This window comes from Dyadobacter linearis, from assembly GCF_907165045.1.
Classification (GTDB): Bacteria; Bacteroidota; Bacteroidia; order Cytophagales; family Spirosomataceae; genus Dyadobacter; species Dyadobacter linearis.
This window is the reverse complement of record NZ_CAJRAU010000007.1, coordinates 163,662-190,337: the sequence shown is the minus strand read 5'-3', so window position 1 is coordinate 190,337 and position 26,676 is coordinate 163,662. Positions and strand designations below refer to the sequence as shown.

The following is a 26,676-nucleotide window of genomic DNA, read 5'->3' as shown; positions in this document are numbered from 1 at the left end:
CAAAATGGTGTTTTCTGAGAGACATTCGGCAATTGGCAAAAAACTTAGTGAGATTGAGTATCTAAACCAGCGGAAGAAAACGTGCTTAGGAAAATTGCCGAAATCGCGCAATTATTTCAATCGACTCTTACTGGCAGACTGGCAAGAGATCATAAGAAAAACGCAATATCTGTTCAAATATGGCTATTTACATGCGCCATTGCTAATAACACGAGTTAGTATCGAACAAGTAGTGAATACATTGCGCATTGACTTTGTCCGAAGTGCGCGGTTTTGCTAGTTGTCATAGATGCAGCAAGGGAAGAGCGTTTTTCCAATTCACACAAACTATAACAACTACCAGCTAAGGAGCAAGTAAAACTGCCCTTTGAGATAACTCACAATGTATTTCAAGTTCGAACTTCAACTTCGTCGCCATCTTACCCTTGGCACGATTGAAATTTATCATTGCACAAACTTAGCCAATATTGATTTTGTAGCACCTGATTTTATTGGTCCGTTAAATTTCTCGAGCGGATCATGTATTATGAACCTCATTTGATCTTTCCCTGCTAACACATACCAGTACATCGCGATTGAAATTCTCTTTTCGTTTGCTGCCTACGTTCACAAATCTTCGTTAGTGTTTATCGACTTTCTGACTCCAAATTTAAAATAGGTTTTGCAAAGACTGATTCGAAAAAGGTGCGCTATAATCTACCCACTACCAAGGATGGGGTTCGGATATCAAATGAATTTTTTTGTTTCTAATTTACAATTCCAATACTGATGTCTTGTAGGTGTTTCATATCCCAATTTGTGACTGTAAATTGTCGCAGATACCGTTAAATAAATTTTGTAAGTTTTTTTCGAAAAATGTTCTTATCCAATGAGGCATAATTCCGATTTTAGGAGGGTTAAACTCTAATCCTATCAAACTAACATTTACCTATGAAAGCAGTTCTCCCTTCCACTTTATTTTTTATCCTTTTATTTTGTTCATGTTCTAGCTCGAAAAAGCTGAAATCTGACGCAGAGTCCATAGCTAGTTACAAAATACCACCAACCCCTAGCGGATCAGCTATCGGGCTTCCCAGTGAGGCAGTATGGAACAAGAATCATAAAGAGTTTATAGAACTCATTGAAACATACAGGGATAACAATGAAAAAGCGCGAAAAAAAAATCGGACTGCATCCACAATCTTTAAAATCTCTGGCGCCGTTATTGGACTAGGAGGGGGTATACTAGGCATTGCCCTCTCGAATAGTGCCACCGCATCCTCAATTACTAGTCTTGTATCAGGAGCATCGGCTGGTTTAGTTGCAAGCTTCGGCATTGATAAAAAGACTGAAGCTACAACAGGATGTTATACGCTCTTAAACGGTATTATTTTGCAGTTAAAAAATATTCAGGACGCCCCTGATACACCCGATGAATATACTGCTTATCTTACAAAACGAGATGGCTTCATTGATCAAATTCAAAAAGCTGATTGTTATGGATTTTAGAATGTTCATCGGACATTTAATCTTGTCATTTGCTTTGGTAAGGCCGGTGCTTTCGCAAGACATATTTTGCCCATCAGTTAACGATCAAGTTGGTTCAATTTATCAAGCTGGATCGGTGATTCCCATAAACAATCCTTTGACTGAGAATGAGCATAATAATGTATCTAAATTTACTGAGGTAATAACAATTCCCGTAGTTGTGCATAATGTATACTATGTGCCAAATAGTTACAAAGGCCGACATGAGGAGTTAGAGGGATACATCAGTGATCAAATAATAAGCGAACAGCTTAAAGTACTTAATCGTGACTTTTCAGGACAAAATCCTAACAGGTCGAATCTAGATATTTTTCCGTTATTTAAAATTTACGCAGGTATCGATGCTGGTATTAGGTTCGAGCTAGTGGAAACAAAACGTGTGCCAACAGAAACCGAGCTATTCGATTTTATTGAAGATGAGTACAAATACCAAGGCAATGAGAAGAGAAATATAAAGCTCGAGCGGGATGGTGGCTCCAAGTATGTGAGCGGTAAATTCAATATATGGGTTGGAAAAATTGCAGCACCAGAAGTAACACTTCCGGGGTACTCATCCTTTCCAAAGTGGCCAGTTGCATATGACGGTGTTGTCATAAATATTACATGCTTTGGTACTAAAGAATGTAATAATTTGGCAAATGTTCCAGAAAAAGATGGTGGCCAGACCCTAACTCATGAAACTGGACATTATTTAGGACTCTATCATACATTTGGTTCCAAGTGCAGTAGAGTTTCCGAGAATTGTTGCGACTCGGATGACTTCGTTCTTGACACTCCACTTCACAAAAAGATATCTTTCAACTGTGAAACTTTTGGCGAACATAGTTGTGATATTAAACAGCCCATAATGTTCATGAATTTTATGAACTACAATAAAGACAATTGTCTTTCTTCTTTTTCAAAAGGTCAAATCGAAAGAATGCGGTTGCAATTCATGCCAGGATATTATCGACATAGCTTATTTCAAAACAGAGTAATAAACAATCCCGGGCAGAATCTCGCTACTAACTTTGTTCCCGTTATCCGAGAAATCCGCCAGGATTCAGATAAATTATGGATTAGCTTTAGCCCTGTCGAGAAGTTTTCCGGTTTGAAGGGCCATCTTATTAGAGTCAAAGACGTTGCCGCAAATGAAGAGAAATCTGTATTTGCAGCATATGAAGAAGTTGATCTGAATGTGCTTGATGCAAGTAGCCAAAAAATTACTCCATTGCTTAAAAATTCGATAAAGGTAAATTCCTTATCGGGGTTGACAGCTGCTATAGTTGATGGAATTAAACCATCAACGTCCTATCTGTTTGAGACTTATTCTGTTTTGGCAAATAATGTATTGAGTGACAAAACCCAATATTTTTATATCTCAAAAAACTATAAAAACGGTTCAAATGTAGGAAAACTTGAAGTCGTTGTGCCAAGGTGATTTATCTATTGAGATGGTCATGTAGGAGAAGCTAATTGAACTTAGAAGAAGCATATGGGGCAATCAGGTGTTGCTTACGTTGTCGGCAACCGACGCAAATAAGCAATCCATGTTTAGGACGTCAACTGATCTCGTCATTGCAATACTGAAATTACGCTAGATAACCTGCTATCGGTCGGTTATCTAGCATAATTTCAGTAATCAGCCAATACATACCCTGCGCCCAGTATACCCATCCGAAAACAAGTCCCTCGCAAAAGCCTCATAATCAAAATACCGTTCGAGCACCGAAGAGGCATTAGCCAGCATTCCAGTTTCATCAACGTACTGATAAGCATACTCCACCTTCGCATCCATCATCGATCCTCCAAAGTATCCACGGTAGCTCTCCTGAAAACTCTCTGCTTGTTCGTCTATTGATTTTCCATTACTTGGCCAGTTGCTAATCTGTTCGCAGTAAAGCTTGAACGCTTTAGCTGTATCATCGTCCATCTCGTCCCGCGCTTGGAAGTATTCAAACACCTTATCATCCAAACTGCATTCTGAAATCAGAAAATCCGGAATATTTTCCCAGTCCTGAAACATAAGCTCTGGGTCAAACTCATTCCGATGATATTCATAGCAATCCTGATAAAACTCCTTTGCATCAGCATAGTCCGTCAAATCAAACCATTTCCCAAAGAGTGAACCGCTGTTGTACATTCCATAAGTGCCTACATAAATCTTTGGAGCATTTTCTGATGATTTCATAATTGAAAGTCTTTAAAGTTACGAGCCCCAGCTTTGTGCTCAGGGCAATCGCTTTCTCCGATCGAATAAAAAGTGACGGGGCTCGCCCCTTCGGTGCAAAGTCGGGAGGTGGTTTAAGGAGCGGCAATGGCCGCGGTAAATAGCCGGAGACTTTGCAGCCGTCACTTTTTACTTTCGTAACTTTCGTTGCACTGACTGACAAGTGTGCGCGTGGTTTTGTACTCTGAAAACATATTATCCGCTGTCGGTCTATTTTTCGTTCATTAGATGCTCAATCCTTGTCGTTTGCGGCGAGACTTTTTCTTTCGTTTTACAGGCACAAAAGCTTGCGACATCTCCATGCCCATTCGGTTTTCAAGATTTTGCAATGAATAGTCTTTCCCCAACTCAGAACCTTTCACTTTCATACGATTCTGCATATTGAAAAAAGCTACACCTCTTCCTATATACGTCTTAAAACCGCTCGTTTGCATTTGCTTCGCAAATTCATCAATTGAAGATGCTTTTGCTAAAACTTGGTCTACCAAACTCCTGAGGTTAATGATTGCTGTATCCTGCCTTGGCGCTTGCTGCTTTCCTTTTTGATTTAAGCTCATGTCAGAAGTTATAGTGAGTCCAAGTTGCAATTCCATTCGTCGGGAAAATTCGCCCGTCCGCGCATAGTTCTTAAAATGATCAGCGGTGTTTTTGCCGTTATAGTTGATTCGGTTTGCGACAATATGAATGTGCTTATGCTTCGTATCGTTGTGCTTGAAGGCAAGCATTTGATTTTCTGCAAAACCAAATTCCTTTGCAAACTCTACGACCAAGCTGGTGAGCTTCTCTGTGGACGGATCTTCCCCTGGGGGAAAGCTGAACGATTGATGCCAAACATATTTATTGAGATTTCTGTTTTTGTCCCTATTATCCAGCATTTGCTTGGCAAGATAGTCCAAGTCCAGCCTTCCGTCCTGCATTGTATTTATGCCAAGATGCTGAATGTAAATAAGCTCTCCTCGAACGTCGTCAATCGTAACTTCTTTCAATTGTTTTGCTGTCAACTCCTTTTCGTAATAACAGTAGCTCAATATTCCCTTCGCGAAGTTTCCCAAACCCACTTTCCCTATCATAAGTCTAAACGTTTAAGCATTGCCGTGACCTTCTCTTCAATCATCCTATGCACTTGATCGGGATGATCCGACACATCCGACTTCCATACCCGAAGCTGTCCGGCCAGCTCAGTTGGCTGATAGTAGCTCTCATACTTTGCCAGTAGCTCTTGTACATTACGAAAGATGTTTTCGGTCGTTTCAAGAATGCTGCTCTTGTTTTGAGATTCCGGCAGGATCCGCTGAATGTATAGCGTCAACTGGTGCATCCACTCCTGCACATTATTGAGTGTCTTATGAAATGTCCTGATCTCAAAATCTTCAAATATCCAGAGCGTGATGATCTGTGCAAGTAAGCGCAGGTGCTGACTGCTCTGCATCCATTGCCGACTTTGCATCTGATGATCCTTTGTTTTCAAAACCGCAAGCGACAGAATGCCGCTGAGTTGTTCGAGCGTCCGGATCATTTCGGCTGTTCGGGCGGGCAATGTTTTCTTTTGCGGTCGTTTAATGGGGACGTCCAGTGCCAGTGTCAAAAGGAATTGACTTGCTGAAAGCCCACTCTTTTCGACCAGCTGGTTGATCCTGATTTTTTCGTCTTTGGTAACCCATACAGAAAAGTGATCTCTTCGCACAACCTTCTCCTCTTTCTGTGGTCTTACTTTTCTTTTGCTTTCCATAATGTCTACGATTTAAGCTATGAGCCGCGAGGCGAATAGCAGGGGTCCAGGGGTTTTCCCATGGCCAGCCGCCGGGGAGTCGCTTTTTGCGACGTACCGGCGATAGCTGGCTTTGGAAAAACCACCGTGGTTCCCGAAAATGTTTGAGTTTGTTTGTCTTTGTTTGAAAATGTTCGAAGCTTGATTTCAAACTTACCGGGGCGTTACTTCCGCCCAAGTGGGATTAGCATTTCCTTACTCTTTTTGTCTAAAATGTATTCCTGACCGATCAACACATCCCCTTTCTTCCCCTGAGGTCGAAGCTTTAAAAAATTCCCACGCTCATCCTGCACAATCTCGCCATTCTGCATTAGAAGACGATAGGCTGGTGCATTTTCGTAAGCTTCAACAATCCTGAGACGCTCTCGATATTCCTCGTCTGTTGAGATTAGCCAAGAAAATAAAATCGATAGTACTATCGCAACAACAGACCATGGAAGACTCTGAGCCAAGCCATAATAGAAAGCTTGCTTTCTGTCAGAAAAATGAACTGGTCGCTGATTGCTTTTAATTGCAGCTGCCGCTTTGTCGATTGCATCTACGGTTTGATCGACCTCTGCCTTAATGCGTTCAAAGTTTTCCTCGACCTCGGCTAGCAACAACGCAGACCAGTCATCGATTTCCTGGGCGTATTTCTGCGCGTACTTTCCCTTAATGTGATTGAGTTCGGTTCTACTATGCATGGCAAAAGCTTTCTCGGATTTCTTTTTTCAACCTTAGTCTCGCACCCGGCCCATAATTTTCCAAAGGAGATCCATTCCTGATACCGTCCAAAATCTGGCTTCCGAGCAAAGAGTTCGCCTCGAAATCACCAAACCTGATGTGTTCCAACCCAAGTGCCGCGCAGTTATTAGCCAATTCTTCTGACAGACGCGAGAATTGCCGGAAACTGAACACATTTTCCCAGACAAGTATCCGGAACTTACCTTCCAGGACTTCAATCATTTTTTGCAAATACTCGACACTAGCACGGTAAGCACCGCCACCACCGATTATGATATGGAACACAGCGTCTGCATTTACCTCATCACACCATTCTTTAAAGTCCAGATCTCTCGAAACAAGCGCTGGGAACTGCTCACTTTCCGGTGCACCAAAATCCATAAAGATTTCGTAAAATGGAGTCTGCATGAGGCTTTCAATGTATCCGATGAAAAGATCCCGGACCAACATGTCGCGATTGTCGATCAGCGAAATGGTCTCCAACCGCTCATCTCCCAGAAAAGCTAATTGACGGGTGGATGTTTGAGTTGAACTATCCAGATCGACGAAAAGCGAGGTCTTATCTTTCTCAGACAAAGCCCGGAGATAGGTGTGCAGGCTTTTACCAACTCCACCTTTTGCTTGAAGTATTAAATTGAATTTACGTCTCATTTTTGTTAATGAATTTAGTTTTTACTGAAATCTTGTCTTGCATATCTTTTGCATCCCCATCAGACCAGGGTGCTTTAACAGAATTTTTCATACTCAAATTATGAGCGTGTTGCGGCCGGGGTTCAGGAGCTGAAGGAGGAAGCGGTTCCGTTTTCACTGGAAGTTTTTTAAGCGACACGGACGTTTTCCGAAAATAATATCGACAATAGCGCACATCGTCGGCACCGATCAGCTCAGGTTTTGCCAAATCTGAACTGATTATTTCTGCGACATAATGCGCTGAGAGCGATGTCAACACCAACTCTGCATAAAGCTCATAAAGGATCTTTCTCCGTTTCTTATCCTTCCGCTCGAACAGGTCAATAAGAATTTCTTTATTAACCTTCATCCCGCAATGATTCTTGCAGTGACGATTAATCTAAACCTCGACTCCGTGCTGGCTTTCTTGTGTTTGATTTTACTTTCAGCTTGCACATCCCAATGATATGAGTGGCAGATTTGTGCAGGAATGGTATCCCTGGGACGATTTAATGTGACACGCATGTAGATTGTTCTCGTCCCATCTTGAATTTTGGCAGTTGGGATCTTCAAACAAAAATTCGATCCGAAATTGTTTTCTAACATATTACGACTGTTTTAGAAGAACAAATGTCGAATTGTTAGCAATACAAAACAAGATGTTTACCAGGTAAACATGTTGATTTGCAATTAGTTACACTACTTTGCTGTGTTATGAAAAATCTGTTTTTTAAGTTGTGCTTGCTTCTCGTAATCTATTAATTCAAGCCTGTGATTGTGCTTTTCTTCGGGGATGGATCCAGTTTGTTATGATTTTTCCACTAGTTACAGAGTCTAGAAAACTGCGGAAGGCTACCAACTTTTCGAGATGAGCTCGGGAGGGGTTTGGCGTTTGTATTAGCGAATAATGCTAAGTTTTTACAATTCACGCCCGATGGGATCTACCTAATTTGTATTGTAAAAACCAGCCGAATCTGCCTTATAGATATTTCGTAGGTGACTTTCGGCAAGAATTTACGTTACATTTCGAAAGATTCCTTCAATCAATATTTTCCTATCAATTAAAGTATGTCTGATGGAGTCAGCATTGGCAGTTTGACGGCAATCTTGTATACACCAACGTAGTCTTTTATAGCAGAACTTTTTAGGTCTAGTGGTAATTCCTCTAACCCATTTGTTTGATCCGGATAAATGATAAGACAATCAATGAGGGTGTCTTCCGGTATCCCCAAAGTAGCATATACTTTTTTCAGCCTCGCATATCCGCTGACTTGTCGAATATCGAGATGATCAACATGATTCTCGTATTTCGTTTTGTATTTGGCATCCACTACCATTTTGAACTGTTTCGAATTTAAGAGGTAGTCGAGTTTACTTCCACTTGTGGAAAATTGATAGCTGACGGTACTTATATCCGGGAACCGATCCTTTAATAACCCAAGAACGTATAACTCAAACAATTTACTCATGTCAATCCAAAAGGGTGGTGTTTTTACGACGAGGGTCTGGTTAGCATTCGCGATATTGTAACCAAATCTTTTAAGGATCAAGCGAGCCAGGGAGGCCGCTTCTGTGTATTCTTTATAGAACGGATTAATTTTAGAATGTTTGATTTCGGCTAGTTCAATATCTTCATCGACTGATCCGAACGCGGGCATGATGTAATTAAGAAGCTGCGATGCGTATTCCGTAGCATGGGGAACTTTCCATGACGGCAAATACTGCTGAATGAAAATTAAAGTCTTTTTCAAAAGCCGATTTTCCAGCCCATTTACACCAAATTCGTCATAAGAACAGAATGTGTGCAAAGGTTTGTTTTTTAGGACATTGTGTTTGATAGTATGTCCTACCATTACCTTGCCCTTAACCTTGGAATGCAAATTTTCAGTGACCCTATAATATGATTTTTTAAGCCCCTTCCTGACTATTTGCTGGGTTACTCTGAGAAATTGCACAATCAACAGTGGCGTCAACAAGTCCTGCTGCTGAGATATTTCGATGTAGGGCGCATCAAACTTAATTTCAAAAAGCTCGTTGGCATGCGTTGCTACATCATTATGCTTCAATGCTGAAAAAAGCATTTTCAAATAATCAGTCTCTCGATCTGATTGATTTAATTTCGGGGCAACATAGAGTGCTACGTCATTTTCAACAATCCAGTCAACACCGATGAAGTAAGAGAGTGTGCAGTGATGTTCCTCTCCTTTTTTAGCGATGGTGTAGCAATTTTGATCTCCTCGTTTTTTTAGGAAATCGTATTTATAGCTATCCGATGTTAAAAATGGAAATGCACCCTCTATTATGCCATCAAAATGCTCGAAGTAATGAAAGATCTTACACATGTAGCTCCTTTATCTTCACTTCAGCGTCGGGTACCAGGAGACCATCTTTGATGTATTCTTTCAGCAACGGAAGTATTTCATATTTAAGTCTGATCTCAAGGTCTGCTTTTGCCTCCTCCTCATCCTGCTTCTCTGACATAAAGTAGCTATGGCCAATCCAGATATCTTCGGGCCGAAAATCCGCTGCAACATACTCCGATCTTATCGGTTTGGGATCTTTCCAATCGATCAAATCGTAGTTACTTACGAATAATTCAGAAACTTGCTTGAAAAGCTTCTTAGCAGCCACATGTACGGGCACGGGAGATGGAAGAACATCCATAAATGCGAACCTCCGCCGAATTGCGTAATCAATGTGGCCGACGCTTCTGTCGGCTGTATTCATGGTTCCGATGATGTATAGATTAGGAGGCAACCTCAAACTTCTCTCACCATCAATATCGTACATAGTTTCAACTGATTCATCCCTGTATTCCAACGCATAAATCAATTCACCCAAGACAGCGGGTAAATTTGCCCGGTTAATTTCATCGATAACTAAAACGAATTTTTTTTCAGATATCCCATTTTTGGATGCCGCGGGAGCACTCTTACCTGCTATAAACTTCCTGAAATGATTTGCCAATATCAAATAATAGGTTGCGTGCTGTTTAGCCGATCCATTGACATTTGCTAGTTTCTTAACCTCTAAATTTGTTTTAACCCCTGATAGATAAATATTTACAACGTCACTCACTTTCATTCGATGCATTGTTTTCACGATCCAGTTATGCCCTGAATAACGCAGAGCACCGTCATCGTCCAGATCAAAAATGGAAACTGCGTCATTTAGTAAGTACCCTCTATCTTTTTCAAATTCTGGTTCTATATGTCTGATAAATTGTTCAAACTGATTTTTTATCCAAATCTCATTTGACATCACCGATGGCTCTTTTTTGCTATCCAAGTAGTTAACTAAAGCTTTGCTCGCAAAATCCGCCAAAATTTTGTTCTCTGTCCTGTATTCTACCGTCACTCCATTAGTCTTCGCTGTGATGCCTCTCACAAAATCCTCATACGAATAGGCCGGATGAAATTGGATTAGCTTAATTCTTTCAGAAGCCGATTCCTTCCCTTCTTCGTAGATATTACCGTGAGCGACCCATTTCTGAATTATGTATTTTGCCAATGCGCTTGGATATACGTCCTTGCCCACTGGATTCGGATTCATAGTCAAAATACTATCTGCGACTTTGGCATATGAAACCCCGAAAGTTTCTCTTCCCGTTCCTTGCAACCTAAAAGTATCAGCATCAAGCTTTGCGATTACAACTGACTCATGCACTCCATTTGTAACTGGCAATTTGTCTCCTTCTCTCGACAATTTCTTAATTTCCTGTACGTCAGGAAACAATTTTTCACCATGCTCTCCAATCGATACTAAGGCATTTGCAATTTCCTTCGCCGTATAAGTTTTTCCAGTTCCGGGAGGGCCCTGCAAAATGATCTGCTTTTTGTACTCAAGCAACTTTATAATGTCTTGCATATCGTTTCTTTCCAAAAAAGAACTGTTTTTAACTTCGTTGAATAGCGTAGAGGTATTGTCTATTTGTTGTAATTTCTGCCAACCAAAATCAATGCTGACTTCTTTTATTGCGCTATAATTTGATCGGGTTATGGCAGATTGCTTTATTCCATCATATGGAACGCCTTGTTCATTATCATCTTGGTTCTTAAAAAACCACCTATCTACTAAGACCCATAGATTCCAAGATTCATTTTCCTGCTTTACCAACTTGATTGCCTTACCATATGCTACAAGCAGTCCGTTATATTTCAATAAGAGAATACTTCCCGGCAGAATTTCATCATAAGGTCCTTTCTGCTCAGCTTTCTCATCTAAGATATAAGCCGAATTGGCAATTATTCTGTCAAAGTTTTCCTTGGCGTAACTTTCAGATCGCTTTCCTGCACTGCAAACGTAAAATTTGGGCATCTCTCTGCTATTGAAATTATTATACTAGAATTGATTCAATGTGACGTAACCTCTCCCGTTCGTGCATATACCTGCAAAGCTGAGAACCCCGACAATCGCTGAGATTTTACGGAAGGCGGTTTGTTCGATCTTTTTTCCAAAAACTACGTGTGCCACGCGACCTTCAATGGAATCCAAGGGAAATGCAGAAGTTCCAAGTCTATGTCCCACAGCATTTCCTTTCAAAACATGAGCGCCTCTATTCTTCGAATCCTTTTCGATCATCAATTCAATCGCCGTTTCAAATACAGCCCAGGGTAACAACGGCTGTTTATCCAAATTATCAACCCATACACCCCTATCGTCCCACTTTGCTGTAAATGACTGACCTGCTTTCATCAATGGGATCGTAACGACATGATTCTTCTCCCCAAGTTGTTCCTTAATCCTCGCAATTCCTTTCCTGATAATCATAATGAGTTTTTAGATAAGGGTGACCTATTTATATTCTTAGATAATCCATTTCAAGCCGCGCCCAAAATCCGTTTCAGCGAATCAATAAACGCCATTTTCGTAGCGTCGTCCTTCGAAATCGCCCGATATAGATCGAGCTCGTTTCGCCGTTGCTTACCCATTACTTCTTCGAAAATCCGCCTGAACGCAAGCTCCCTGTTTTGAACGTCCGGGTTCCTCAGATACTTATCCTCATAATCGGGGTGGCCCTGCATTGATTTTGCCAGACTTACAAACTTGACCCGTTGCTCCTCTGGTGTTGCTTCCCATCCTTGGAACCAGCGTTCGTTGAAACTGTTGACGATTAAGTCCAGTGCATCTTCGGTTGCCTCCGATTCATGGGCGCCGCGGGGATTTGGGTTCTGCGGCTCCAATTCTGTTTCTGATGCATCTAAGCCAATAGATGCGTTTAGTCTTACACGTTCAAGCCCATACGTTGAAAGATCTACCGAATCCAGCAGTTCATCGTAAAGTTTCTCTTCGCCAGATTTAACAATGAGTTTTGGGATCAGGAATTTGAGGAACCAGAACAGCTTCTCCCAAGCAACAATCTCATAGGGAAGAATGGAAGCCATTTGCCCGTAGATTTTCACAAACTGCTTGGCCAAAATTTTGATCTCTGCTTTTCCATTGTCATCCAATTCCAGGTCAGAATTGAAGCGTTTGGCAGCCACATCAATGATCGCACTCAATTGTTGTGCGTCAACGCCGCTGAAATACTTTTGGACAAAATCTTCAACTTCCGCCCATTCATATACGCCGCTGTCGTCCAATGTACTTTTGATATCATGCAGTACATTCACATCCGTCGCGGAGTTGAGCGTCGTGGATGTGTAGAAAGGATCAAATGCTACTTTGATCTCGTCAGTTGAATTGAAGAAATCTAATACAAACAGATCTTCCGTTTTCTTTCCCAGACTATCTGCAGACCGATTCAACCTGCTTAATGCCTGAACTGCCAGAACACCCTGCAATTTTTTGTCAACATACATTGCCGAAAGCTTTGGTTGATCAAAACCGGTCAGGTATTTGTTGGCTACTACCAGCATACGGTATTCGTCCATATTAAAATACCTGGCGATTTTATCACTGATGTAACCCGGGTCGGCCGGTTTCGCCGTGTCAAGTGCTGAGGGGAAATGGTTGATTGTATCTTCTGTGTATTCATTACCGTCTACTTCCTTCTTTCCAGAAAACGCAATGGCGATACTGAATGGATTGCCTCTGTCATTCAACAACTGTTTGAGTGCAAAATAGTATCGCACCGCCGACTCAATACTTTGTGTAACCACCATGGCTTTTGCCTTACCCTTCAATTTCTTGGTATTTACAACCTTCGAAATAAAATGATCCAGCATGATTTCCGCCTTTGTGCCAATTGTCTGCCGGTGCTGTTCAACGAAACCTTTCAATTTCTTTTGTGCCTTGGCGGTATCAAAAAGAGGATTATCTTCTATTGATTTTTCAATTTCATAGTAGCTGCGATAGGTCGTATAATTTGCCAGCACGTCGAGGATAAATCCTTCTTCAATGGCTTGTTTCATGGAATACAAATGGAACGGACGGAAACCGCCACCTTCTTTCGGCACCCCAAACTTTTCCAACGTGCTGTTTTTGGGTGTGGCCGTGAAAGCGAAGTACGATGCATTCCCCCGCATTTTGCGTGACCGCATCGCTTCAAGAATTTTATCCTGCGGATCCGGATCTTCTTCTTCGTTTGATGAACTTCCCAGCGCCCGGTTCATATCGTCAGCAGCTGAACCGCTTTGGCTACCGTGCGCTTCGTCGATGATCACCGCAAAACGTTTGTCGCTTAAATCATCTATCCCTTTGACTATGAATGGGAATTTTTGAATGGTTGTAATGATAATCCGCTTGCCGCTTTCCAGGCTTTCTTTCAGTTCTTTCGATGAATATGCCGGAGCGACAATGTTCTTTACTTCCGAAAACTCCCTTATATTTTCGCGAAGCTGCTTATCGAGCAATCGCCGGTCGGTCACTACAATAACTGAGTCGAAAAGCGGATTTTCAATGCCTTTTGCTCCCGGAATCTGGTCGTTTTCCGGATAGGTTTCTATCAACTGGTAAGCCGCCCAGGTAATGGAGTTGGACTTTCCTGAACCTGCTGAATGTTGAATCAAGTAGCTTTTTCCGACGCCATATCTACTGGCATCTGCGATAAGCTTCCTTACCACATCCATTTGGTGATAACGCGGAAAGTACAATCGCTTTTTGGTCAGTGGGTCAGTATCCTTTCCATCAAAACGGACAAAGTGCTGCATGATGTTGGCTACACTCTGGCGCGTCAATACTTCATTCCACAGATAGGCGGTTTTATGCCCGAATGGATTTGGTGGATTGCCTTTGCCGAAATCATCGCCCAGATTAAATGGAAGGAAGAAAGTGTTCTTCCCATCCAGCTTCGTAGTCATATAGGCTTCATCGGTATCCACTGCGAAATGCACCAGGCACCGACCAAAATTCAGTAGAGGCTGGGTGATATCCCGCTCGTTTTTATATTGATTCTGCCCATGAAACTTGGCATTTTGGCCCGTCCACTGGTTTTTCAGCTCCATGGTTGCAAACGGTAAGCCATTCACAAACAGCACCATGTCGATCTCCTCGCCCGGTTTGGTAAGCGAATAACGAACCTGGCGCGTAACGCTAAACTGGTTGCTTTCAAAATTCTGCTTGATGGCCTCACTGCTGCTGGCCAGCGGGAGCACATACAGTAATGTAAAGTGCGCATCTTCCACATCCAGACCTTTGCGCAAAATGCGAATGATGCCATTCTTTTTCAGCATTCGGTCCAGCCGTTCCAGTATTTTGAGCTTCCAGTCACTTTGCTTCTGCAACTTGGCCAGTTCCTCCTGCTGAGTAGTTTCCAAAAAATCCCAAAGCCGAACAGTGTCTACCGCATAGCGCGCATTGAAATCACCGGGTAATCCCAGGTAATATCCTTGGCCACTTCTGTACAACGGCCTTCGCTCTTCAAAATATGGGACATTGGAGATAGGCTTCAAATGCTCTTCTAGCGTAGAACCGGTTAGCTTTTTTTCAATGGCTGCTTCAAGTGCGGCTTCGTTGGTCTGGCTGGGCATAGTTGATTTGTATTCTTTGAACGACTTGCGAGGTATCAACCTTTCTGATTTAGGTGTCAACCTTTGTTGTAGAAGTAGCAACCTTATTTTGTAGAACTGTCAACCCTTATATCCGAGGTATCAACCTTTCCAATGTTTTAAATACTCACGCGACTGGCGACAATAAAATCTCTCATCGAATCAACCGAGAAAGTTAACTGGTCAAATGTGTACCTCGTATTATTCGTATTTTCTGGATGATGTATCTGATGCCTAATAAACTCAGTAAGAGTGATACTTTCTATTACAACATCGCCACTTCTCCTTCTTCTATGATAACTGACCGTAGTCCTTCCTAGTTTATAATCCGTCAGCATTTCTTCTGCTTCAATGTACCCAAATAATTCATTGTGGTACTCTTCCGTCAAGTCTCTGAATGCGATATAGTTAATCTCATTTAATGACGGATAGGGTAATTGATGAGGTACTATACTTTCAATACATTTGTTTCCACCTGCATCGACTGAAACCAATCTCAGATTACCAAAATCAAGTCCTTTCACAATTGTGCAACTATGAGTCGTTAGTAACACCTGTGTGTTTGCCGCACTAGCCAACTGCTTGAAAGCCCTAATCAGCATTTTTTGATGATCTGTGTGCTGAGAAGTTTCTGGCTCTTCGATAGCGTAAATGATTGATCGTGTATGACCTTGCAGCTGTCTTCGCTCTGCCTCCGCCCGGAAGAAATTTAGTAGTACAAGTCGTTTGATTCCACTTCCTCTTTTATTAATTGGAATATTTTCATCACCGGTTATCGACACTGATTTAAACACATCAGCCCATTTTAGGGCGCTGGCGGACGGAATTACTGGCTTTAGCGAAGAAGCAACTTCCGGATTCATTTCTTGTAACTTTTCCAAAGTGCTATTGGAAACGTCTATCAGTCGTTGCTCCACCCGCTCAGCTACATCTGCCAGCAAAGCTGTAATCTCAGTGTCTGCCATGATCTGCTTCACAGCCTCTTTAAGTGGATCCTGTACTTCACTATCGCTATCACTATTTTTCCGGTCTGACTGGAACAAGGTGTATAGCGGCAAATAAGCTTGCAGTTTTTCCCAAATGTCTTTCGTTTCACCTTCTTTAACGTCCATTTCAAATTCTTCCAGATCTAAGTCATAGGAGAAGTGATTCCAAATGGCTGCACGTATTTTTGCATTTATAGAGCTATTGTCACATTCTATATCATGTTCTCTGAGAATTTTTTTTAAATCAGCATTTTTCCTGAGCAATAAATCTGTACAAGCTGGATTCTGAGGGTGATTGGCATTGATAAATACTTTTGCTGTGCCGGCGTTAGTATATTTTTTAATGACTTCAAGGTGACCGGCCGCATTTAACAAATATTCTCCCGCAAGCGTGGTCTCGTTGGTACTGTCAATAACCACCGATGCAGGCAAATCATCAAAGATCACGGCAATGGATATATTACTATCCCCAGCGGCTAGTGCTGTCTTATTTACGTCGTCTTTGTCAAGTTTCACAACGCCTTTACCATCGTTGAAGAAGATATCCAGAGCTTCCAGTACGGTGGACTTGCCGATGTCATTTTTCCCAACAATCACAGTCAAGTCATCGAAGTCAATGGAGGTTTCATTGTAATAACCCCGGAAGTTTTTAAGACGTAGAGATTTAATGCGCATTTTAAAGATAGTGTTATGGAGGGTTTGTAATTGCTAGCGAATTTCTAGGCGACCTTTATCTTCCCCGTCACCGCACTATTAATCAAAGTCGATTTGTACTCCTTTAACTTTTCTATTTCCTTTTGTTTCAGAGAAATAGCGTTAGCGATGCTTTGAGAACATCTTTTTAGATGTTTAACTATTTGAATCTGTTCGCCTACCGTAGGTAGTGGGATAAAACTATTTTGAATTGTCCCTAAATAAACTCCTGGTTGGGCTGAAAAACCAGCGCTTTGCCATAGATACGATTGAAAAGAATTACTCTTCATAAAGTAAAATAGGAATTCCGAAGTACAGCGGGTTCTATCAACCCTAATTGTCGCAACACTTCGTTGAGTTACAAATAGTTCTCCAAAATTTCTCACAATTGCCACTTTACCAAGCGTTGCTCCAACAATTGCTAGTTGAATGTCTCCTTCTTGTATAATGAATTTTGAGCTAATCTCTTTGAAATGCTTTTCAGAAACTAAACTGTCATCTTCTCTAAAGACAAACTCATCGTCGATAATATTTCTAACGCTTAAAAGCCGGTAACCTTTTTCAACTCGTGGATATGATCCATGCGTTCCGTCGTAAATAAACTTAGAAATCGTTTTCATTTTTATCTTTTTCCAATGCTCCGGAATCTCCCCAATCCATTCAACCCCACTATCCTTCATCTTCACATCCGGATCCAACCCGCGCGTTACGGCATTGTGAATGAGTATTTGCCTGCGTTCTTTGAGTAATTCTATCTGTTTTTCTTTGATGGAAATGGCCTGGTCAATTTGGGCCGTTTTGCGATCGAGGAAATTGGCAATGGTGTTTTGTTCGACAAGCCCGGGCACTAAAAATTTGAACCTCTTAAAATCTCCAAAATCTAAGTTTTGACGAAGTCCTGATCCCAGGCTATAAATCACTTTGGAAATATCAACGCTGTGCAAGAAGTAGTGATAGAACTTTACTGAATATCCTTTTTCTACCCTGAGATTGATATACGCACTAGTAATGATTCCGTTATCCTTTGCCAAACCAGTTCTCAAACTAGTTTTATCATTCTGTAAATCCGTTGGACGTATGATAATGTCGCCGGGATATACCAATTGATAAGTTTCAAATGACTCAGGGACTAGTCCCGTTAACTTCTCTTCTGATTTAACAATTACACTTCCATAACTTAGGGATAGAACAACCTTTTCTCTTAACTTAATATTTTTCTCTTTCCTTTCTTGGACGATTGTAAACCCGGGCACTACTTTCCAATGCGCTGGAATATGACCGATCCAATCGACAGCAGAATCCTTATACTCACTATATTTCTCAAACATCAAATACTATTATTTAAAACGTCCACACCTTCACCCATAGCCAAGATCTCCCGTATCAGCCCATCACTTTCCGTCTCCAAAGCCAAGATATCATTAGCAACTTCTTCAATACTTCTCAAAGGCTTGTGACGGTAGAAATACTTGTTGAAACTGATTTCATAACCGATTTTGGTAGCGTCCAATGCGATCCAGGCCTCTTCGACGTGGGGATTTACTTCGCGTAAAAAGTATTCGTAAATGTTCTCTTTGAGCGGAACATTCTCCGTATCCCGCAAATCGCTTTCTGTTTCGTATTGCAGATATTCACCCTTTTTATTGGTTGGGAAATACCCGTAATCAGCCAGACGGTCTTCCGTACAATCCAAATAATCCAACAGCTTTTCCAATTTCTCTCCTGTGAGTTTTGTAATTCCTTTTACCACTTTTTCTGCCGAAGCATCATACCAGCTCACCGCATTCAGGATCGAGTTCTTTTCAGAAGCAGTGAGTTTCGCACCTTGCTTTTTAAGCGCAGCATCGACTTTGTCTTTAAATACATTGAAGTCATTAAACTCTTCTGTGCCCATCGCCGCTAGCAATGCGCTCGCAATGTTTAACAGGTCCAGCTGCTTTTGCCAGGTATCTTTACTCGTGAGCGCTTTGGCTTGTTTGGTATTAAGGTTGAGGTCATTTTTTTCAGAGTAATCCAAAATTGCCTTTTCGTGGGCAGCGATATTGGAATATACTTCGTCTCCAAATTCTGAATAAGCCCAGGTCATCGGTTCGCGCAAGGATTTGTCAAACCGCAGGTCTGCAATACGATCTTCGGTAAACTGTGCTTTCAGGCGTTTGGGCCGGTCGATGGTCACTTTGTAATAACCAAAATCTGCATTGTCAAAAATCTGTGAAGCAATGCCGTCATCGCCTTCCCGTTCAATCTCCTCAAGGCTGGTATAAACCCGCACAATCTCTGTAATATGCTCAGGAGCAAATTCGCAGTTTTTGTTACCCAGGTTTTTACGAAGCTTCCGGTAAAGCTGCCCGGCGTCGATGAGCTGCACTTTTCCGCGGCGATGCGGCACTTTATTGTTACTTAAAATCCAGATATAAGTCGTAATTCCTGTGTTGTAAAACAAGTTATTAGGCAATTGCACGATGGCTTCCAGCCAGTCATTTTCAATGATATACCGACGAATGTTACTTTCCCCGCCACCGGCATCACCGGTAAACAAGCTGGAACCGTTGTGAACCGAAGCAATGCGTGAGCCGCTCTGACTTTTCTCCTTCGATTTCATTTTAGAAACCATTTCCATCAGAAATAGCAACTGCCCGTCCGACGAACGTGGCGTTGCGTCTGCATCATCCTCCACGCCCCAGTAATCTTTTAGTTTGATCCGAAAACGTGGATCAATAATCTCTTTGCCGTCTTTGATATACTTCTGCTCGCTCGCCCAGGATTTACCATAGGGCGGGTTCGACAGCATAAAGTCGAAACTCGTTCCGGCAAACTCGTCCGTAGAAAGCGTGGAGCCCACCCGGATATTTTCCGGATTGTTCCCTTTGATCATCATATCCGACTTGCAAATCGCATATGTTTCATCATTGATCTCCTTGCCATACAGATACACATCACCTTTGGCCCGGATCTCGCCTTCTTCATCTTTGATAAAATTCTGTGATTCCGTAAGCATACCACCACTTCCGCAAGCCGGATCGTAAATCGTCATCACAGGCGGCAATTTGTCTTTAATCGGATCAAAAATGATATGCGTCATCAGGTCGATCACTTCACGCGGCGTAAAGTGCTCCCCGGCCTCCTCATTATTATCCTCATTGAATTTCCGTATCAGCTCTTCAAAAACATACCCCATTCCAAGGTTGGAAAGTGGCTGCAACTTGCGACCATCCGGATCCACCTTTTCAAAAGGCGTGAGATTAATGTAAGACGAAGTGAATTTTTCTAGAACGTTCAGCAGCACATCTTTACTCGCCATGTGCCGCACCTGACTTTTAAGCTTAAACTTTTCAATGATCTCCTTCACATTCGCGCTGAAACCATTGAGATATTCCTCAAAATTGCCTTGTAATATCTGCTGGCTGTTGGTAGCAGTGTTATGCAGCCGCTGCAAAGTCCACGGACTGATATTATAAAACACATATCCGGAAGCTTGCTTCAGCCCGTTTTCATCCCATTCCGTGAAACCAGCGTCGTCTTTTTGAAACGCCAACTCCTCCATCACAGCATCTTTGGTCGGTTCAAGCAGCGCATCTAACCGCCTCAAAACCACCATTGGAAGTATGACATCCCTGTATTTTCCCCGCACATAAACATCCCGCAAACAATCGTCCGCGATGGACCAGATAAAAGAAACAAGCTTATTGTGTACTGCGTTATTCATAGAATTTGGTAAAAGTCGTAAAAAGTCGTTTTGACATAATTGGTAAACTTAGACTGTTTTAGAAGTCCTGCAAAAGAGAGAGCAATTTTCTAGGGAGCTGGTGACATTCTGTGAAATAGGAAGCGCTAGAACAGCTTAACACCAAGCCGTATGCTTGCTCTCCGAAATCGCGCGTCAACTTCCTGATTTCCAGGTGACAAAATATTTTTTTGATTTCTATCTAAAACACTCTCAACGCTTGTGAACCCCATTACTTCAAGAAAAATTGGGACATTCGCCACTTTGAATTCAACTCCCAGCGCTCCAAGTACAGATGGAAGAAAGTGCTTCAATTGGGCATTGTTGCCAATAGCTCCTAATGACGAGTATCTTTCATATTGGTTAGACAAGGGAACTATTCCCTCGACTCCTGCTTTCATGTAAGGTTTAATCCTCGCTTCTTTGAATGGACTCATCTTTATAGATAACGACCCACTCAACCCATTCACGGTAAATTTTTCCAATGAATAGCTGCTCTTATCTGCAGAATAATAGCTCGTGCTTATATACTCAATTCCGAAAACAAGGGCAGCTGAATTTGCGGGGTTTACATATGCGACCTGAATACCTGCTCCAAATGTTATCCCATAGTTCATTGGACGACTTTCTGAATTGACCTTATATAGCGGCTTGTTGCCTCCAACTCCACCAACCAGTTCGAGAGTGATTTTATACTTACCTTCCAACTCGCTCAGTTGGTCAAGTGCGACTTTAAGGTCGGTATCCCTTTTGGAAAGGTCACACACATCCGTCTTGGATAACTGCAAGTATTTTGCCTTTGCATTTTTGAAATTTCCTCGCTTTATTTCATCTCTTGCTTCGTTTAGCAGCCTGTTATATTGGCGATCAGCTGCGATCAACTGAGTTATTCTTTTACCTAGATCGGTATTGGCTTGGAGCTTCAGCCTTTTATCATTACAATCAGCGGCCTTTTCCAGCTCATTCCATAATTGCTGCGCTTCACTCAAATTACATTTTAGCAGTGCGTCTCTCACTTTCGAAATATTAGAATTAAAAGCAGCTACATCAACACAATCTTCCTGAACATTTTCCTGAATCCCCATCTCTTCTAACAGTGTCTTTCTATATGAAGTTGCCGCACGTGTATCTCCTTCAGCTATTGCCTGCGCAAGAAAAGCTTTTAAAGCAGCTATTCTTCCATCGTCGAGACATCGCTTCAAGCCTAATTGTATTTCTTTTGGAAAAGCCGCCATAAGTACGTAAAGACTTCGATATCCACTAGTAATGGTAGAGTCATGCTTCCTATCACCATTCAATACTTGCAGTTTACTGTAAGTGCTTTTAAATACATTTCTTCTGTCCAAAATCTGTGAAGAAACAATTTCGGAACTGGCTGATAAGGTTTCTATAAGCCTATCTAGCTCGCAACTACTAAGCGCTTCTTCAATAGAATTCTTCCCAGCAATCTCTTCAATAACAGTTGCCAACCGGCGATTCAGTGAGGGGATTTTGACAAGCGGAATGTATCCTAGCTCAACTAAAAGATCTTGCTCGCCTTCGAGGCTAACATTGTTATTTTTTGCAATTTGGTATTTTTTATCCCAAATCATAAATGCCTTAGAAGCTGTAACTCCTCGGTCTATTAGGATCTTTAAATTGCCTTGAGTCTTACCGATCACGATTTGGGCTTGGGTAAAATCTTTAAGGGCACTTGATGCGTTTTGATCTTCCAACTCTCGAAGAGCACGAACGGCTAACTCAGAGGCGAAAACTTGTCGTTGCAGAATTTTTAGTCGGGACAAATTTGACATGGCAACTTTTGCTACACACTGATCAATTTTTTTCTCGAAGTAAGTTAAACTGCCAACCCCAGAACTGGTCCTGTGTTTTTTGTAGGTGGCTATTGCCTCAAAATATCGTCCCGCCTTTTGTTGCTGCTCTCCTTCCGAGTTCAGTTGTTTCAAATCTTGAATTTGTTTCAGTCGTTCAGCAAAACCTCGATTACGTGGATGAAGTTTACAGATAGCCATTGCCGAATTAAAATCACCTTCGTCTAAGTGCTTGGCCGTCTGTTCCCATTCAGCCCATTGCCAGTTGTCAAGTCTATCCTGAGCAACTATTTCAAAATTGACCAGAAATAAGATAATGACGAGGTAAAGTATTCTCATTTGCAAGTTTGGGGTTGTCCGCTCCCGCGAAGAGCGGCAGATAAATTGTAATTGCATTCTATGATATATCTAATCTTAGAGGATTTGCGACCATATGCCTCACACCTCTTATTACCGTTTATTTCATACCGTTTGGCGGAAATATTCAGCGAATCTAAACGAAGTTCCGGTGGTAAGGTGGAATTTAGGTCAAAGGCCTGCCGATAAGCATAGGCAGCGCGGTCACAATCGGTAAATGCAAGTTTTTGACCGTCGTGATAGTACTTATAAACTTCGTTTACAATCAATCTATTGTTATAATACTGATAGTAGAACGACCCTATTACGGTCAATGCAATTATTCCCAACAATACGAACACTGGCTTCCACAATGGCGTCGGAGCGCGCCCCACATCGATCTGGCAGATTTTTGAAACAGAATGCAGTGCATTTTTTGCGGTGAGTGTATAGATCGTAGTATTGCCAGGGTTAACTTCCAGCTTATTCAGTCCAGTCGCCTTTACGTTGTCCGGTAGAATGGTGATGTCGGTTGCGTTATCAACCTCCCAGCTGAGATGTGTTGATTGTCCTCCGTAAATAAAGCTACTATCTGATTTGAATAGACGGATTATCACAGGTTGGACAACTGTTACGCTAGAAACTTTTTCGATTCGAGTAAGCTGATCTAACCCTGTCACTATTATTTTGCAATCCTGGGATCTTGACGGTGAGAATATTTTCGAGCCTCTCATCGAAACTTCAACTGAGGAATTCCCCAGATCTAGCTTGACAGAATGTGCATTCTTTACATCCCAAACAAGTTCTGTCGATGAACCTAATTCAATCAATTGCTTTTTCGCTCTAAACTCAACTATGTTCGGCTTTTCTTGGGCTTGCACAGCAACAGTAGCTGTTTGAGTGAATGCGGCATTTTGCGCCACAAGAATGAATGTCGTATTTTTAGAAAGAATAGTTCTGTATTGAGAGGTGTTCGAAATATCTATATTTAAAGGCAGAAGTGTAACCTTGGTCGCATTTAATACTTCCCAACTGAGCTTGACCTCCATCCCAAGTAGTGCTACCTTTTTATCTGCTTCGAATCTAATAATGTCAGCTGGTTTAAGTACGTTCACTTGAATATTTCCTTCAACAACCTCAACACTATTGTCAGACGCCTTACAGACCAATTTGATCAAGCTTGTATCATCTATCTTCTTTTTAAAAACGCCGCTGATACTTACTCGTCTTGAGTTTGCGCCTAAATGAAGATACACAGAGGTTGAATGATCTACATGCCACCTTATTTCGATTTCCTCATCTTTTTTGATTGTTTGTTTACTCACAGAGAATTCCTTAATAATAGGTAACTGCTCTGCTTTAAGATGCAATCCCAGTTCCTGCCTACCCTTGGCGTTCTCAGCAACTAATCTGAATTCTTGGTTTGTTGTAACAGTAATCACCGATGAACCTCTGTGGTGCACTTTGCCAACATTCGTTATAACTGTATTGGCAGCCCTTTTAACAGACCAACTAAGTTCGTGCGCACTGCCATGCTTTCCAAAAGGTACAGTGCATTCTTTTGCTAAAAAATATAGGATCTGAGGTGATTCTTGAAGTTGACAAATATCAAATTTCTCATACCCTACAAACAGAAACTTGTCAATCAGTTCGTGAATTATTGCGACTGTAACCTTCCTCTGATAATTATTCCCCACGGCCGATACGGGAAAGCAAAAATTGTATATATATTTCAATTGAGGCGCTGCAACCTCAACTAAAAAAGTATTCAAATGAGTGATAGATCTTGCTGTAAAATCATCTGAATCTCTATTAACATAAAAAGAATAAAGGGCTAACAAATACGTCAAATTGAGAGAATTTAGGACATCTCCTCTTATTATCTTCCTGTCAACATGCGGAAAATTCTGCGTGCAATATTCATAAATTGGTTTCCAATAATCTTTTGATCCATATAAAGAACTCTGTGGATACACAGCTAAGGGATATGTACTATCTAAGTCTATAAGGTAAAACTCACCGCTTTTAGAGGCGAATATATTTTTGGGATCAAAATCAGGAAACCAAAATCCATGACTATTAATTGCTTCAAGAGCTAAATTCAAGTCCGTCGCTAACTTCTTAGGATTGAGACTCAATCCAGAGCGGTGAAGGTTGTCTAAGGTATCACCTACAATAAGCTCAGTAAACAAATAATGTGTCTCCTTACCGTCCTCGACTAGAGATACTAAGTCATAGATTTGAGGGAGACCAGATAATTTCTGGCCAACAATCTTTTTGAGAAACTGAAATCCAGATATCTCCTTGGGTTTCTTCTGAAACCTTTTTACAAAAACCTCTTTGCTGCCAATTTTGACCGGAAATTTAAAGTAGTCTCCCGCAGAAACTTTCCATCCCCGCCGGATATTTGCTTCCAGGTCTTTCGGGTCGAAGTCTGAAATAAAATCAGCGACAAATCCAGTAATATTTACTTTCACCTCCCAATAAGTTTTCTTTTCAAGATGATTAGCGACTTGTCATCATACGTCTTATGAGGCGCCTTTGCCATTACAGCTCTTACAAGAGCTTCATTATTTCCAAGTGATGACTTTAGTCGAGACTGCATAAGCTTACCAATACCGTCAGAAAACACATAGACGATACGAATATTGCGTACAAAATAAAGGTGCTCTTCTATATCATCAATATTATTGCTCTCTATGTCAAATAGACCATTTTTAATTGATAGCTGGAGAATAATTCTATTTGCAGTAGGCTCTAATATTGGTATGTTTAGATGTTTTGCATTACTAATTGGAATTACGTTAGAGTCTCCGTAATTAACGTACTGCAATTCTCCTGCGGAACTAAAATAACCAAATACAAGCGTTGAAGAGCAGCGAATATTAAGTCCTTTTGATAAGTAATCACTTATATCCGTTCTTTTTTGCTCTGGCAATTTATTGAGTTCTTCTAACCATTTTATTTTTATTACTCGAATGGCAGAAGTAACCAGCTTCGCAATACGCTCTTTTTCACAGTTCTGCTGAAAAAAATAGGATAATTCCTGAGCCAACAATCGACTAGAAAAAACGTAATTGATCTCCTGCTCATCCTCTTCCGTGCTACTACCAACCGAACTACTTTCCGAAGTGCCGTCCATTAGCCAAAAAAAAGTTCGATTAAATCCAGATGAGATTCCGACAACATCTTCTCCCAATTCTGTGTCATCGGATGAGTTTTTCCGAGGGCCCGCGGACATGAAAATTTCTGAAAGAATGCTTGGCGAGTTTGGCCGCCAAGCATTCACGTTCTTTTTACTGTCACTTTTCTGTATTGTTTTACGCATAATAATATCCTCGTTATTACTACTGTCTGTTGTCTGTCGTCACTGTGTTTGCTTCTTCCAAGCACTTTGGACAGAAACCGCTAGCGCCACTAGCCATTCGAAAAAGGCCTTTTAGATTTGCAACTTTTTTAGGATCATCGAAGAGAAAGAATTGGTCGGTATCAAAGTGCGATGGACATTTGCTCGAAAGACTCAATAGTTGGGAGTATCCTTTTTCACCAACCTCACCATAGTAAGCACTCATTAACAAATCAAAGTTTTTTCCATCAAATGAAAGATCTTTGAAAGGACTAGGCAATATCCTTTCTCCGCTCGTTGTATATTGACCTCCATCCGTAAACAGTAATACTCTAACGTTCGGGATATTATGCAGTTCAAAATTATTATCCATTACAGATTGTACTCGTGGAGCATAATTCCCAAGACTTGATATCGACGAATTAATGAACTGTTGAGTAAAGTTAAATGCAATCTTCAGGGCCTCGTTTATGTCAGTCGCGCCGCCTTTCACTTTCATTTTACTCAAAAGTTCCTGTTCAAAAACCTTTGATTCTGGATAATCTCTAAAAATCGTTTCGAGATTTGTAAACGGTAGTAGTATGTCGATTTCATGATCAAATCCAATAATCAACATATATGCAAACTCTTTGGAAGAGTTGCCTATCAATGAATATATTCCCGCAGTCACGCTTCGTGCAACCAATTCGTTCTTAGAAATAGGACTGTTTTGGAAGGCAGCATCGTTCATTGAACCTGAACAATCCAGCACCATAATACATAAACCAAGATCGCTTGTGGCCTGCGATGTTACAGAACCTCCCTCCACTAGAATCCCCTCCCCGTATGCACAGGTAGGACAGAAATATCCGTTACTTGCAGCGGTTTGAGCATCGAATACATGCTGCGAATCATTAACGCAAATCCAATTTTTTGACATTTTATTGTTAGGTTATATTGGCAAAACATTTCGTTGA

19 protein-coding genes are annotated in these 26,676 nt (G+C 41.3%); 2 read left to right on the top strand and 17 right to left on the bottom strand.

Annotation, left to right across the window (positions count from 1 at the left end; genetic code table 11):
• Window positions 1-930 precede the first annotated feature (930 nt).
• Together KOD92_RS21985 and KOD92_RS21980 are read left to right on the top strand one after the other, a co-directional pair.
• Complete coding sequence (locus KOD92_RS21985; protein ID WP_215235759.1) at window positions 931-1,488, top strand: hypothetical protein; 558 nt, start codon at window positions 931-933, stop codon at window positions 1,486-1,488.
• Window positions 1,442-2,947: a M43 family zinc metalloprotease gene (locus tag KOD92_RS21980; protein WP_215235758.1), complete on the top strand. Its 1,506-nt coding sequence runs from the start codon at window positions 1,442-1,444 to the stop codon at window positions 2,945-2,947. The genes KOD92_RS21985 and KOD92_RS21980 overlap by 47 nt, the downstream gene beginning before the upstream one ends.
• A 201-nt stretch (window positions 2,948-3,148) precedes the next feature.
• Here KOD92_RS21980 and KOD92_RS21975 read toward each other — a convergent pair whose 3' ends face one another.
• The 17 genes from KOD92_RS21975 to KOD92_RS21895 form a co-directional block, all read right to left on the bottom strand.
• Complete coding sequence (locus KOD92_RS21975) at window positions 3,149-3,697, bottom strand: antirestriction protein ArdA (protein WP_229254797.1); 549 nt, start codon at window positions 3,695-3,697, stop codon at window positions 3,149-3,151.
• A gap of 263 nt (window positions 3,698-3,960) precedes the next feature.
• The gene (locus KOD92_RS21970; RefSeq protein ID WP_229254796.1) at window positions 3,961-4,722 is read right to left on the bottom strand and encodes a relaxase/mobilization nuclease domain-containing protein; all 762 of its coding nucleotides are present in this window, start codon (window positions 4,720-4,722) and stop codon (window positions 3,961-3,963) included.
• Window positions 4,723-4,802: 80 nt separating this feature from the next.
• Window positions 4,803-5,465 (bottom strand): plasmid mobilization protein, encoded by a 663-nt coding sequence (locus KOD92_RS21965; RefSeq protein ID WP_215235756.1) that lies wholly within the window; start codon window positions 5,463-5,465, stop codon window positions 4,803-4,805.
• A 203-nt stretch (window positions 5,466-5,668) separates the two neighbouring features.
• A complete protein-coding gene (locus KOD92_RS21960) occupies window positions 5,669-6,187 on the bottom strand; it encodes a hypothetical protein (RefSeq protein WP_215235755.1) in 519 nt (172 codons plus the stop codon).
• Complete coding sequence (locus tag KOD92_RS21955; protein WP_215235754.1) at window positions 6,180-6,878, bottom strand: P-loop NTPase family protein; 699 nt, start codon at window positions 6,876-6,878, stop codon at window positions 6,180-6,182. The genes KOD92_RS21960 and KOD92_RS21955 overlap by 8 nt, the downstream gene beginning before the upstream one ends.
• Window positions 6,868-7,266 carry a hypothetical protein gene (locus KOD92_RS21950; RefSeq protein ID WP_215235753.1) on the bottom strand — a complete coding sequence of 133 codons (399 nt, stop codon included), beginning with the start codon at window positions 7,264-7,266 and terminating at the stop codon, window positions 6,868-6,870. The genes KOD92_RS21955 and KOD92_RS21950 overlap by 11 nt, the downstream gene beginning before the upstream one ends.
• A gap of 691 nt (window positions 7,267-7,957) precedes the next feature.
• Window positions 7,958-9,238: an McrC family protein gene (locus tag KOD92_RS21945; protein WP_215235752.1), complete on the bottom strand. Its 1,281-nt coding sequence runs from the start codon at window positions 9,236-9,238 to the stop codon at window positions 7,958-7,960.
• Window positions 9,231-11,213: an AAA family ATPase gene (locus KOD92_RS21940; protein WP_215235751.1), complete on the bottom strand. Its 1,983-nt coding sequence runs from the start codon at window positions 11,211-11,213 to the stop codon at window positions 9,231-9,233. The genes KOD92_RS21945 and KOD92_RS21940 overlap by 8 nt, the downstream gene beginning before the upstream one ends.
• 24 nt (window positions 11,214-11,237) lie before the next feature.
• Complete coding sequence (locus KOD92_RS21935) at window positions 11,238-11,666, bottom strand: hypothetical protein (RefSeq protein ID WP_215235750.1); 429 nt, start codon at window positions 11,664-11,666, stop codon at window positions 11,238-11,240.
• 50 nt (window positions 11,667-11,716) lie between these two features.
• The gene (locus KOD92_RS21930; RefSeq protein WP_215235749.1) at window positions 11,717-14,806 is read right to left on the bottom strand and encodes a type I restriction endonuclease subunit R; all 3,090 of its coding nucleotides are present in this window, start codon (window positions 14,804-14,806) and stop codon (window positions 11,717-11,719) included.
• A 137-nt stretch (window positions 14,807-14,943) separates the two neighbouring features.
• On the bottom strand, window positions 14,944-16,485 hold the full coding sequence (locus KOD92_RS21925) for an ATP-binding protein (RefSeq protein ID WP_215235748.1): 1,542 nt from the start codon (window positions 16,483-16,485) through the stop codon (window positions 14,944-14,946).
• Window positions 16,486-16,529: 44 nt separating this feature from the next.
• Window positions 16,530-17,831, bottom strand: coding sequence for a restriction endonuclease subunit S (locus KOD92_RS21920; RefSeq protein ID WP_215235747.1), 1,302 nt, complete (start codon window positions 17,829-17,831; stop codon window positions 16,530-16,532).
• A complete protein-coding gene (locus tag KOD92_RS21915) occupies window positions 17,831-20,209 on the bottom strand; it encodes a type I restriction-modification system subunit M (RefSeq protein ID WP_215235746.1) in 2,379 nt (792 codons plus the stop codon). Before KOD92_RS21915 ends, KOD92_RS21920 begins: the two co-directional genes overlap by 1 nt.
• Window positions 20,210-20,334: 125 nt before the next feature.
• Window positions 20,335-22,377, bottom strand: coding sequence for a hypothetical protein (locus KOD92_RS21910; protein ID WP_215235745.1), 2,043 nt, complete (start codon window positions 22,375-22,377; stop codon window positions 20,335-20,337).
• Entirely contained in the window at window positions 22,374-24,851 is a 2,478-nt protein-coding gene (locus KOD92_RS21905) for a hypothetical protein (RefSeq protein ID WP_215235744.1), read from the bottom strand. The genes KOD92_RS21910 and KOD92_RS21905 overlap by 4 nt, the downstream gene beginning before the upstream one ends.
• Window positions 24,848-25,702 carry a hypothetical protein gene (locus KOD92_RS21900; RefSeq protein ID WP_215235743.1) on the bottom strand — a complete coding sequence of 285 codons (855 nt, stop codon included), beginning with the start codon at window positions 25,700-25,702 and terminating at the stop codon, window positions 24,848-24,850. The genes KOD92_RS21905 and KOD92_RS21900 overlap by 4 nt, the downstream gene beginning before the upstream one ends.
• Before the next feature lie 19 nt (window positions 25,703-25,721).
• Window positions 25,722-26,639, bottom strand: coding sequence for a vWA domain-containing protein (locus KOD92_RS21895; protein ID WP_215235742.1), 918 nt, complete (start codon window positions 26,637-26,639; stop codon window positions 25,722-25,724).
• Window positions 26,640-26,676: the final 37 nt, after the last annotated feature.